This is a genomic window from Bifidobacterium sp. (assembly GCF_051876855.1).
Classification (GTDB): domain Bacteria; phylum Actinomycetota; class Actinomycetes; order Actinomycetales; family Bifidobacteriaceae; genus Bifidobacterium.
Genome location: NZ_JBJEIH010000003.1, coordinates 1 through 12,148, shown reverse-complemented (window position 1 = coordinate 12,148; position 12,148 = coordinate 1). Strand labels below are relative to the sequence as shown.

At 61.9% G+C, this 12,148-nt stretch carries 8 protein-coding genes and 1 pseudogene; 3 read left to right on the top strand and 6 right to left on the bottom strand.

What is annotated here, in order from left to right:
- On the bottom strand, positions 1–674 hold a 674-nt coding region (locus ACI38B_RS00060; RefSeq protein WP_439729014.1), incomplete at its 3' end, for a DUF1287 domain-containing protein.
- A 288-nt stretch (positions 675–962) separates the two neighbouring features.
- On the opposite strand from ACI38B_RS00060, the gene ACI38B_RS00055 reads away from it, so the two are divergent.
- Positions 963–1,769, top strand: a complete 807-nt coding sequence (locus tag ACI38B_RS00055; protein WP_439729013.1) for an ABC transporter permease — start codon at positions 963–965, stop codon at positions 1,767–1,769.
- Between the two features lie 612 nt (positions 1,770–2,381).
- Here the strand turns inward: ACI38B_RS00055 and ACI38B_RS00050 are convergent.
- Entirely contained in the window at positions 2,382–5,624 is a 3,243-nt protein-coding gene (locus tag ACI38B_RS00050) for a UPF0182 family membrane protein (RefSeq protein ID WP_439729012.1), read from the bottom strand.
- Positions 5,625–5,849: 225 nt separating this feature from the next.
- On the opposite strand from ACI38B_RS00050, the gene ACI38B_RS00045 reads away from it, so the two are divergent.
- On the top strand, positions 5,850–6,617 hold the full coding sequence (locus ACI38B_RS00045) for an ABC transporter ATP-binding protein (RefSeq protein ID WP_439729011.1): 768 nt from the start codon (positions 5,850–5,852) through the stop codon (positions 6,615–6,617).
- On the top strand, positions 6,614–7,516 hold the full coding sequence (locus ACI38B_RS00040) for an ABC transporter permease (RefSeq protein ID WP_439729010.1): 903 nt from the start codon (positions 6,614–6,616) through the stop codon (positions 7,514–7,516). Before ACI38B_RS00045 ends, ACI38B_RS00040 begins: the two co-directional genes overlap by 4 nt.
- Before the next feature lie 183 nt (positions 7,517–7,699).
- Here the strand turns inward: ACI38B_RS00040 and ACI38B_RS00035 are convergent, their stop codons facing one another.
- The 4 genes and pseudogenes from ACI38B_RS00035 to ACI38B_RS00020 form a co-directional block, all read right to left on the bottom strand.
- Positions 7,700–8,992, bottom strand: a complete 1,293-nt coding sequence (locus ACI38B_RS00035; protein WP_439729009.1) for a uracil-xanthine permease family protein — start codon at positions 8,990–8,992, stop codon at positions 7,700–7,702.
- Positions 8,993–9,178: 186 nt separating this feature from the next.
- On the bottom strand, positions 9,179–10,006 hold the full coding sequence (locus ACI38B_RS00030) for a histidine phosphatase family protein (RefSeq protein ID WP_439729008.1): 828 nt from the start codon (positions 10,004–10,006) through the stop codon (positions 9,179–9,181).
- A 198-nt stretch (positions 10,007–10,204) separates the two neighbouring features.
- Positions 10,205–10,921, bottom strand: a complete 717-nt coding sequence (locus ACI38B_RS00025; protein WP_439729007.1) for a L,D-transpeptidase — start codon at positions 10,919–10,921, stop codon at positions 10,205–10,207.
- Positions 10,922–11,733: 812 nt separating this feature from the next.
- Positions 11,734–12,148, bottom strand: a pseudogene (locus ACI38B_RS00020) (hypothetical protein); the annotation flags it as partial.

Below are 12,148 nucleotides of genomic sequence, written 5' to 3'. Positions count from 1 at the left end.
ACGCGCGAGGCATCGAACCGGTAATGCCCAGTGACCGCCATATGCGTGCGGAACGCGAGATAATCGTTCTCCCGCTGTTTCTGTCCCATGTTGTGAATGATCAGCGGCATACCTTGCTTGTCGCGCCGGTCAGAGACGACGCCGATGTGCCGGGTGTGTTCGAAGACGACGATGTCGCCTTGTTCCCAGTCATCGCCGTGGATATCCGTGCCGAGCGTCACGCCGTATGTGCTGAAAAAGACGTCAAGCACGCCTGTGCGACGGAAATCGATATTCGGGTCGGGTTTGGAAATCACATGCGAATAAGCCTGCGGCCGGGCGGTGATGTCGGCGTCGACCATGGATTTGAGGTCGTACCCGGCGTTGGCGAATGCCCGCCATACGACATCGGTACAGGCGCCACGGTCGGACGGCGGATACCCGCCCTGATAGTAGCCGGTATCGTAGGCGGGCATCGCCTCGGCGTCCTTGCGGGCACCGCGGACGATATCCGTGTAATCGTCCACGCCATTGCCGTTTGCATCCACGCTGCTGGTGAATGTCGGCGAGGAAGAAGGCAGGTTCACGGCTGGGGTGGCGCCGATGCCGCCGGCTTGCCCCCTGCGCGCGTATCTCACCCACAGGCACGCCCCCGCGGCCGATGCCACGACGACGAGCATCACAATGACGGACATGACAATCCGCCTGCCTCGCCGGGGATTGCCGGCCCGCGTGTATGTGCTGCCATCTGCTCTGATATCTGCCCTATGCTGCGGCATTCTGCTCTCCCATCCCGCCAAGATACGTTCCATTGTGCCACTCCTCGGCCGCAACGGCGACAAACCCGGCGAATTCGTCTGCGGTCTGCGGGTTCGTGATAATGGAATCAGCAACGATTCTTCCGGCCGTCCGGCACGCGGGCTCCTCACCTTACTGCGTTCCCCGACGGCGTGTGCGTCCTTGGCGCGGAAAGCAAGGTGATTATGGCTCGTCAATCACGTCAATCCCATCACTCCCACCGATACCTGCGATGGCTGCCCACGTTCGCGGCGGTGCTGGCGATTCTCGTGATATGGCAGGTGTGGGTCGAGGCCGCGCATGTACCGCAGACCGTTATGCCCTCCCCCACGCAAATCGTGGATGCGACAGTGGAAACGTGGCCGACCTTGTGGCCGGCGACTTTGACGACCCTTGAGGAGGGCGCGATCGGTTTCTTGTTCGCTGTGGCGGCCGGCATTGTGGTGGGGGTCGGCTGCTACGCTTCGAAAACCTTGGATGCCGCGCTCTTCCCACTGCTGTACGCTGCGCAGACCATGCCGCTGATTTCCATCGCCCCGCTGTTTCTGATCTGGTTCGGCTTCGAAACGAGCGGGAAGATCGTGATTGTCGCCGTGTTCGGGCTGTTTCCCATTGCCGTGCAGACCATCCGCGGACTCAGGGACGTTCCGCGCTACTACGTCGATGTCGCACTGACTTGCGGGGCCACCCCGGTGTGGACGCTGTGGCATGTGAAGCTGCGCGTCGCGGCACGGCAGATTTTCGGCGGCATCCGCATCAGCGCCGCCTACACATTCGCGACCGCCGCCACGGCGGAATACCTGGGGGCGCGTCGAGGGCTCGGCATCTGGCTGCAGGCGGCGTACAACTCCTTCCGCATGCCGCTCATTTTCTCGGCGACATTCATGATTATCGTGCTGACCTGCGTGTTGCTCATCGCGGTGTCCTTGACGGAGCGGGTGTTGCTCGGCCCCGCGGACGAGGATGAGGACCCGGACGCCGACCAGCTGTGACAACACCGGGTATTGCTGCGGCACCACCGAATGCGCCACGGCCGAACCCGAACCACCCAAGCTTCTGCCGACGCTGAGACCGCCGTCAACGTCGGCAGAAGCTTGTGTAGACGCTGACAGCGGACACCTCGCACTGTTTATCAACGCTGACAAATTGTGATGTGTCGCGAAAGACCCTCTCATCGCCAAACACGCGATTGGGACAGACCACCCAACCGCCAGTATGTGAGCCAATCCTCACACATTGACGGGTTGCCCGGCCAAATCCACGATCCGCCGCAATCGAAAGGGCCGTTATGTGAGCGGATCCTCACACAGTGACCGGTCGAAACGGCACATCAACCATTCCGGACCACCCTGACCGTCAGTATGTGAGCCAATCCTCACACAGCAACCGACCTAGCCGCCCCACCAGCCATTCCGAGCTAATCAACCGTCATCATGTGAGCGAATCCTCACACGATGGCGGATGAGGGCGGCCAAACAACCGTCCAGTACCACCCAACCCGTCAGTGTGCAAGCGGATCCTCACACGATGGCGCCCGGCATGCGTCGGCCCCGCCGCACTGATGCGTACGGCGGGGCCGAGACGGCCGTCACAGCTTGCGACGACTACTTGGTGGCCGAGGTCTTATTCTCCTCCTCGATGGCCTTGTTGATGGCGTCTTCCAACTGCTGCTGCGCCTTACCATACGCAGCCCAGTCGCCGGATTTCATCGCGGCGTCGGAATCCTTCATCGCCTGCGCTGCATCGGCGAGCGCGGACTTCAGCTCCTCGCTTTGCGCGCCACTGGATGAGGACTGGCCTGCCGATCCGGACGTACCGCCGGATTTCCCGCTGTCTGCCCCGGATGAGCCAGACGATCCCGACGACCCTGCAGAGCCGGCAGCCCCGCCGTCAGACGCCGTGCGGTTGTCGACATCGCCCGCATCCGCGCCTGAATTGCCACCGAACACCTGGTCGAGCGCCTGGTCGAGCGTGTCGGCGAATCCGACCTGGTCGCCGAACGCGACGAGCACCTTCTTGAGCAACGGGAACTGTGTTGAACCGCTCGACTGAACGTACACGGGTTCGACGTACACGAGTCCGCCGCCGAGCGGCAAGGTGAGCAGGTTGCCGCGTTTGACGGTAGTCGACCCGGATTCAAGCAGGTTGAGTTCTTTGGACACATCGGCGTCCGCATTGAAGTTGTTCTGCGCCTGGCCGGGCCCGGGAACGTTCGAATCCTTGGGCAGTTCCTGCAATCTGATGGTGCCGTAGTTCGCTCCGATCTTGCCGGCGGTGGTGCCTGCGTCGGAGTCCACGGAGAGGAAACCGGTGAGGATCTCACGCGTGGAGGTCGAGGAGCCCGCCGGGATGAACGAAGACGTCAGCGAGAACACCGGCGCCTTGGATCCTCCGGTCTGCAAGGTCAGATAGTAGGGCGGCTGGAGCACGTCCTCCTTCTGGGCCTGCTGTGATTCGGTCGGGTCGACCGGCGACTGCCAGAAATCCTCACCAGAGAAGAACTGGCTCGCGCTGTCCACATGGTATTTGGTCAGCAATTGGCGCTGGACCTTGAACAGGCTTTCCGGATACCGCAGATGGCTCATCAAATCACCGGAAATCTCGGATATCTGGTGGTAGTTGCCGGGGAAGATCTGCTGCCAAGCCTTGAGCACCGGATCGTTCGGATCCCACGCGTACAGGGTGACCGAGCCGTCGTAGGCGTCAACAGTGGCTTTCACGGAATTCCTGATGTAGTTGGCGTTCTGCGACCCCAACCCCTGCACGGTCTGCGAGGTGCGGGTGGTCGAATCCTGGGTCGCCGCACCCAGATCGGTCATCTGCGAATACGGATAGGCATCGGATGTAGTGTAGCCGTCCACAATCCACTTGACGCGCCCGTCAACGACGGCCGGGTAGACGCGCCCGTCCAGCGTCAGGTACGGTGCCACCGCGGCAACACGCTCCTTGGGGCTGCGGTTGTACAGGATCTGCGACTGGGAGTTGACACGGTCGGAGAACAGGATCTGGTCGGAGCCGAAACGAATCGCATACAGCACGCGCGTGAAGATGTTGCCGATACGCGGACCGCCGTTGCCGTCGAAGGTGTTGGTCGCACCCTTCGAACCGGTCGGATAGTCGAACTCCCACGATTTAGTGCCTTCGGGCGCGCCGACGATCGAGTATTCGGGCGCGTTTGGCGAGAAGTAGATGCGCGGTTCGTAATGCTCCGACTCGGTGAGCTTGCCTTGGGTGGGGATGCCGGATTCGAAGAATTTCGGCTGGCCGTCCGCCGTGACCTTGTTGCCGTAGGCCGCGACCACACCGTAGCCGTGCGTGTACACCGTATGGTCGTTGACCCAGTTGCGGTTGTCGTTGCCGTCGAGATTGAGCTCGCGGGCGGCGATCACCGTGTCTTGGCTGGTGCCGTCAATGGTGTATTTGTCCACGGCCAGCGTATCAGCGAAGGTGTAATACTGCTTGGACTGCTGTAGCTGTTTAAAGGTCGGTGACACAATCTGCGGGTCCAGCAGACGGATCTGCGCGGTGCTTTCCGCGTCGGAGCTCAATGCGCCGGATTTGCCTTCCGTAGTCGCGGCATACTGCTCGACTTTGATGTTGTCAAGCCCGTACGCCTGCTTGGTGGCGTTGATATTGCGCTGAATGTAGGAGGATTCCGCCTCCTGCGCATTCGGATTGACACGGAAGCGCTGCATCACCGCCGGCCAGACACCGGTCAGCACAAGAGAGATGACCAAAGTCGAAGCGACTGCAATCACCGGGACACGCCATGCCTTGAGCGCCGCCCGCGCACGCACACCGACCGGCGCCGGCCCCTCGAGCTGGTGCGAACGCATAAGCCAGATGCCCAGTACGATGCCGAGTATGGCCGTCAACGCCGCCATGATGAAGGTGACGGGAATCGTGGCATGGACGGTGGTGTACGTAGCGCCGGTGATCCGGTCACCTTGTGCGGTAAGGCTGGAGAACACGCCAAGCACCTGGTTCACTGCCCACACGAGCATGTTGAGTATGAGCCACACGCTGATCTGCCGGCGCGCATGCTTGGTGATGGCGAACAGGCCGCGGCCTTTGACCGGCATGGTCAGTCTGATGCCGCCGACCAGCGCGTGCGTGACCATGGAAAAGATGATTCCCATGAGCAGCAGCATCGCGACGGCGGACATCACGAGCCTCAAGCCTGGGAGCACGAAGACGTAGAAACCGTTGTCGATGCCGAATTGCGGGTCTTTGGTGCCGAAGCGCTGCGCATTGAACATGAGCAGGATCTGCGACCAGTTCGAGTTGAACTGCGAGCCAAACATAATGCCCACAATCAGGGAGACCACGACTGCGACACGCGTTGCGGTACGGGTACTCACCCCTTTGCCGATTTCGATGACATCGCCGTTGATTCGTACCGTAGATCCGTCAGCACCGCTAGGACGCGTGCGGATGGCGAGCACAGCGGCGATGAAGCTGACTAATGCCATGAGCAGCGCATAGGCGGCCCACAAGCCCACTTTCACGCCGAGCTGCGTCCAGATCACACGTTGGAAGCCGAGTTGGTCGAACCACATGACATCCGTGATGAACCGGGCCAAACCGAAGAACAATCCGACGATCACGGCGATGACAGCGATGATGCCAAGGGCGATTGCCGAACCGTTGTGCCTGCGCACTTTCGGCCGTTTCGCCGCGCGGCGGCCAAGCCGGGGCACCGACGTATTCCCATGCGGCGCCTGAGTGTTCCCACCGCCCTGCGCATCCCCGTCGACCTGGACGTCAACGACCTCTGGGTCGTCGTCCTTACGTCCGGAATCGCCGGGGAAGCCGAACATCATGCCGAAATCATCAAACAAAGCCATATTCCCAGCCTACCGACCGGCAAGGAACAACGAAACGCCCAGCTGAAACGAAGGACGATATGGTATAAGGCCGGCCATCGATACGGAGTTATCGACGACAACCGTGTCCCTCGGCCGCATCGACGGCAGCGACAGCACCGACGGCAGCGACAGACAATGTCGGCGAGCGGCGAAACGCCGTCCGATTGCCCCACACGACGCTCGCAGACGCGCTAGCCTGTAGCCATGAGTACGCATCTGTTCAGCGCACGTGACATGACGTGCACCGTCCCCTCGCAGGACGGCGAAAAGACCATTTTCCAAGGGCTGTCCTTCGACATCGACAACGGCGAGATCGTCGACCTAGTCGGCCCGTCAGGCGCGGGGAAAAGCAGCCTGCTCACCGCATTCGCGCGGCTCAACCCCCATACCGGCGGCACCATGTTCCTCGATGGCCGTCCATCGACGGAATTCACACCGCAACAGTGGCGGTGTCGCGTCGCCTATCTGCCGCAGAAACCGGTGCTGATCGGCGACAACGTCGCCGAAGTCATTCGTTTGCCATGGACCCTGGCAATCCGTAACGAGCAGGACGACAGCTTCGACACGAATCACCCCGACGATTCCAATATCCGCACCCGCCCCCACGGCAAGCGGCGTCGCAGCGGCATCTGGGGTGCGGTGCACAATGGCGTCGATATGCTGCCGGATGACAAGATCCGCGCCACCCTCGACGCCATCGGCTGCGAAGACATTGATCTCGGCCGGGCGCCCCACGACCTGTCAGGAGGGCAGGCGGCACGCGTGAGCCTCGCGCGCACGCTGCTGACAAACCCGAAACTGCTGCTCGCCGACGAGGTCGACGCCGGGCTCGACGATGACAACGCTGCGAAAGTCGCCGCCATCCTCAGCGATGCCGCGCAACGAGGCATGGCGGTGATCCGCATCCGGCACCGCCCGCCGGACGGGGTCGCCACCCGAACCGTCACCCTCGACGAAGGAGGACTGCGATGAACACGATCAATCTGGCTTCGGCATGGGCAACTCTCCCGGGGAACACACCCCACGTCGCCCAAACCGTGGCACAAACAGCCACACAGACGACATCGGGCACCTCCTATCCCATCGACATCTGGGGTCTGCTCATCGCGCTGGCGATGGTGATGGTCGCCTCCGGGCTGTCATGGCTCATGCATTTGGGCATCGGCAAAACGCTCCTGTGGTCCGCATGCCGCGCGCTCGTCCAACTGTGCGCGATGGGCTTCATCATGGGCTACGTCATCAAATCCGGCAACCCGTGGCTGGTACTCGCCTTGGTCGCCGTCATGCTCGTAGCGGCCGTGCAAATCACCCTGTCACGCGCCAAAGGCGTGCCGAAGGGGCTTGCGGGCCCGGTGCTGCTGACCTTGGTCATCACCATGCTGCTCATGATCTCGATGGTCACGGAACTGGTCGTCCGTCCCCACCCGTGGTACGCGCCGCAGCTGGTGGTGCCGCTGACCGGCATGCTGTTGGGCAATACGGTTTCCGCGCTGGCCGTAGGGCTGAGCCGCTTTTATGAAAGCATGAAGGAACGGCGGGATGAGGTCGACACGCTGTTGGCATTGGGCGCGACCCGCTGGGAGGCCGCACGGCCGTCGGTGATTTCTTCAATCCGCCTCGGCCTGCTGCCGACCACGGCATCGCTCGCCTCCAGCGGCATCGTGACCATCCCGGGCATGATGGCCGGCCAGGTCATCGCGGGCGGTGACCCGCTCAACGCGGCGAAGTACCAGTTCGTGATTCTCGCCTCCATTGCCGCGCTCACCTTGCTGGCAGACACCCTGATCATGGTGATGGTGTACAGAACCTGTTTCACGGCCGATGACCAGTATCGCGAGCAGCCCGTCGTCGAGCGCAGAAAGAAGAAGTGACAATCTGCCCGTCGAGTGAATTCCGACAGACAGACAGGAATCGCATACACCTGGAAACCTGGCAATACAACCGGGCAATATAACGTGTTGGGCCGCACCCCGGAATACGGGATGCGGCCCAAAACAGTAGGGATGCCATCCGGCGAATTCATGTACCCGCCGAGCAGCATCGTGGTCATTCAATCACAGCACGTCCGGATCGTCCTTGGCGATTGTGCCGGTCGCCTTGCCAATGGCCTTGAGGCCGTGGTACATGACGAGCACGACGATCGTGCCGATGGCGATGCCGTTGAACTGCACGCCGCTGACCGCGAAGGTGAAGTCGGCGATGCCGATAATCATCGTGACGGCCGCGGTCATCACGTTGACCGGCTTGTCGAAGTTGACATGGTTGTCCACCCAGATGCGCACGCCGATCATGCCGATCATGCCATACAGCAAGGTGGTCACGCCGCCGAGCACGCCGGCGGGAATGGTGTTGATCACGGCACCGAACTTCGGGCACAGGCTCAAAATCAAGGCGAACGCCGCTGCACACCAGTAGGCGGCCGTCGAATACACCTTCGTGGAAGCCATGACGCCGATGTTCTCGCCGTACGTGGTCGTGCCGGAGCCGCCGCCGAAGCCTGCGATTGCGGTGCCGATACCATCGGCCATGAGCGCGGTGCCAATCTGGTTGTCATAATCACGGCCGGTCATCTGTGCCACGGACTTGACGTGGCCCACGTTCTCGGCGACCAGCACGAGCACGACCGGAATGAACATCGCGAGGATCGAGAAATCGACCTGCGGCAGATGGAACTGCGGCAAACCGACCCAGGCGGCGCCTTCCACGGCCTTGAAATCGACCTGGCCGCGGGCGCACGCGTACGCATAGCCGACCAGTACGCCCAGCAGGATGTTCAGACGCCCGACCAAGCCGCGGAACAACACGCCGATCAGCAGGACGGCGACCAGCGTCACCACAGCCGTGTCCGGGGCCTTCTTGAAGTTCGTCCACACCGACGGGGCGAGGTTGAAGCCGATGATCGCCACAATCGCGCCGTTGACCACCGGCGGCATGATCTTGTCAATCCACTTGGCGCCAGCGAAATGGACAAGCACGCCCACCAGGGCGAGCAGCAGGCCGGTGACCATGATGCCGAAGCTTGCGACCGCGATGCCCTTATGGGCGGAAGTGACCGCCGCGATCGGGGCGATGAAGCCGAAAGAGCTGCCGAGGTAGCTTGGCAGCTTGTTCTTGTTGATGAGCAGGAACAGCGCCGTCGACATGGCGGTGAAGAACAGGGTCGTCGACGGGTCGAAGCCGGTGAGGATCGGGACCAGGAAGGTTGCGCCGAACATCGCGATGACATGCTGGGCGCCGATGCCGGCGGTACGCGGCCAGGACAGGCGTTCGTCGGGTTCGACCACCTCCCCGGGTTTCAAGGTCTTGCCGTCACCATGCAGTTTCCATGTGAACAAGCCGCTACTCATCTACTGCTCCTTTGTGTTCTTGGAATTCGCCGGGCGCACGCAATGCGCGCCAACGCCTTGCACAATGGTAGCGGTGTCGATGTCACGAGAGACGACAAGACCTCAAAACCCGCGGATTTTCAGGCGTGTCGCACTCTCGTCGTCTGGGTGCCGTCTACGCGGACGCATCGGGCGGCAATATGGCTGTCACTTGGTGAACTGTGTCAAATGTGGGTCAACCGAATGCACGACATCAACCAGATCGCCGTTCGACAGCAACGGGCGCTGGAACTCGCGCCACGGTTCCACTTCGACCCCCCAACGGCCGGTCTGCTCGTCGAGCACCGGGCGGGCTGTCTGCTCCCAACGCAGCCGTTCGGTCGTGCGGCCGGTGTGCGGGTCGCGGCGGGAATAATGCAGGCACGTGCAGTTCGTGATCTTCCAATCGTCGCTGTCCGCGCGGTGCATGAATTCCTCGTCGGAGAGGTCCTCGAGCGTGAGCATCATCGCCAGCATGAAATCGCCGTGCGTGACCACAACCACCGATTCCGACTCGGAGCGGCGGTTGAGCGAGGTCAGCAGGTTGTGCACGCGATCCTCGGCGACATCGGCGATCGATTCACCTGCCGGCGGGCGCCAATACAGTGGGTCAGTGCGTTTGAACAGCCAGTTGCGCTCGTAATTGGTTTTGAATTCATCCTGCGTGATGGTGTTGATTTCGCCCCACGACCGTTCACGCAGTACCCGGGTCTCCTCCCATTTCGCCTTGGGCAAGGCCATGGTGGCGGCCGTTTCGCGGGCGCGGACGTACGGCGAGACCAGATAGCGGTCGAATAGCTGCTGCTGGGAGACGAGCCAGCGGCCGATGCAATCAGCCTGGCGACGGCCGGTCGCCGTCAAACGCCACGAGCGATCCGGCACCGTCACGTTATCCTGCGTGTACAGGGAGGTATCGCCCTGCTCGCCGGCCTTGATGATGACATTCGCCTCGGATTCCCCGTGCCGGATCACATACAGATCAAGCGGCATCCCCATAGGCGCTCCTTTCCGAACAATGCGTCCAGACCGCGACCACGCGGCCGATTCCTGGTACTACGCTATCGCAACATCCCGGGACCATGCCGGCGAATCCGCGGGGCGAGAACAAATGACACCGACAATTCACCGTGTGTCCATCAGGTAGTGTTCATCGGATGGTGTTCACCAGACAGTGCCAGTCGCCCATCAGATACGTCAGCCGATATGCACCGGCGTGCCGTCAGGAACCTGCTCATAGAACCATTTCGCGTCAGACAAGGTCAGACGCACGCAGCCATGCGATGCCGGATGCCCGAGTTTCACCGCCTCGCTGACCACATATGTCCCCGCATCCTGCTTGGTGGGGACGGTATGGAACAGGAAGACGTTGTTGCGGAAGGACACCCAATAGTCCGCGCCCCAGCCATCGGAGGGGTTGTAGAAATGGTCGCCCCGGCCGTTGATGGTGAAATCCCCGTGCGGGGTGCTGTCGTTGAGCCCCGTGCTGGCAATCATCGTGTAAATGGTCTTGCCGTTGGAACGCACGTACACCCGTTGGGCGGACAGATCGACCGTGATGCTCAGGTTCTTGTATTCGGACAGTTTCGGTTGTGCCCCGCCAGATGCGGCACGCCAATCGACGGTCGTGCCCTTGTTCTGGGCGTTGGTGTGCGTGCCAGGGGATGCGTTAATCGCCGGCACTGCGGTTCTGTTGAGCGTATGCGTGCCGTCAGGGGCGGGAACCTTGTTGTGGGCGAGGATTGTGGACGAGCCGGATGCGGTTTGGGATGCTGCTCGCACATCCGCACGATGCTGCTGGATGGAGAAGAACCCGAAAATCAGCGCAATACATGCCAAAGCGGCGAGAAGAACTCTGGCATTGCGGCGGAGCGGATGATCGCTCTGCCCGCTTCGATGCGGGAAAACCGCCATAATAGCCTCCGTTCGTCTGCCGTATCACACGCTGTGAACCATGCCCCCATGGTGGGTTGCCACGACGGGGGGATTCATTCATGCCTTTCTACCATAACGGTATCCACACCGATGACGCGCGGGTAGAGCCGTTTTCGTCGCTACAAGCCAAAGTTGACAAGGCGGGTGGAAGATTCTATGTGGCACGGGCAGGAGACGGTCTACGTTTTCCTTCCTGATACCAGCCCGCCCGATACCTGGCTGCCGTGCGACACGCCAGTCACACATCGGGGAGATACCAGCCAATCACACCCGTCACCGCCCGGTATCCGCCTACCATGCGACGCACCAGTCGCACCGCGGTACGATACCGACCACTCACATGCGCTTCCATCGCGGCATCCAATCACAGTGCGACACACCAGTCGCACAGCTGGGAGATATCGTCAGATCCAGCTCAAATCATCCCGATATCAGCCCGCCATGCGACATGCCAGTCGCACCACAAGAAGATACCAACCGCTTACTCCCCCTCGCCGCCCAATACCAGCCCGCCATGCGACACGACAGTCGCACAGCGGGACGATACCAACCGATAGCACCCGCCACCGCCCGGTAACCGCCTGCCGTGCAACACAACAGTCGCACCACGGCGAAGTTGAGCGCTTGCCAGCCAACTATGAATAGCGGAATCGTTGCTGCGAGAACACCAAAACAAGAATGACGCCCGTCCTCCTCCACCCTGCTCCCCACCAAAAAGGAAAGGAAACCACAAAAACGTGGGGAACAGGATGGGGAAGAACGGGCGTCACCCATTCAACCCCTACCGGGGATTACCAGCGGTCGATATGCTTGCCGCGCGCCTTGACCAGCACGCAACCCGCGCCCGCGACCGCCATGACGGCCATCAGACCGAGCGCCGCCTCACCGGTGACACCGGTCTGCGCGAGCTTGCCGGAGGTGGTGGCGTCAGCGGCCGCACCGAACTTCGGGGTCGCAGTGGCCCCCTTGGCGCCGGTGGAAGCGGAAGCGGAGGCGCTGGTGGAGCCGGTCTTCGCCTGCTGGGCGGCCTGCTCGGCCTGCTTCGCCTGCTGTTCGGCCAGACGCTTCGCCTCCTCGGCCCTGCGAACCTCCTCCTTGCGGGCGTTCTCCTCGTCCGTCAGACGCTTCACCACCGCGTCGGCGGCCAGCTTGTCCGCGGTCGCCTTATCCAACGCGGCCTTCGCGTCCGAAGCGGTCTGCTTCGCT

Coding starts and splice junctions, on each gene's coding strand:
- ACI38B_RS00055 (WP_439729013.1), top strand. CDS start 963: ATGGCTCGTCAATCACGTCAATCCCATCACTCCCACCGATACCTGCGA.
- ACI38B_RS00050 (WP_439729012.1), bottom strand. CDS start 5,624: ATGGCTTTGTTTGATGATTTCGGCATGATGTTCGGCTTCCCCGGCGAT.
- ACI38B_RS00045 (WP_439729011.1), top strand. CDS start 5,850: ATGAGTACGCATCTGTTCAGCGCACGTGACATGACGTGCACCGTCCCC.
- ACI38B_RS00040 (WP_439729010.1), top strand. CDS start 6,614: ATGAACACGATCAATCTGGCTTCGGCATGGGCAACTCTCCCGGGGAAC.
- ACI38B_RS00035 (WP_439729009.1), bottom strand. CDS start 8,992: ATGAGTAGCGGCTTGTTCACATGGAAACTGCATGGTGACGGCAAGACC.
- ACI38B_RS00030 (WP_439729008.1), bottom strand. CDS start 10,006: ATGGGGATGCCGCTTGATCTGTATGTGATCCGGCACGGGGAATCCGAG.
- ACI38B_RS00025 (WP_439729007.1), bottom strand. CDS start 10,921: ATGGCGGTTTTCCCGCATCGAAGCGGGCAGAGCGATCATCCGCTCCGC.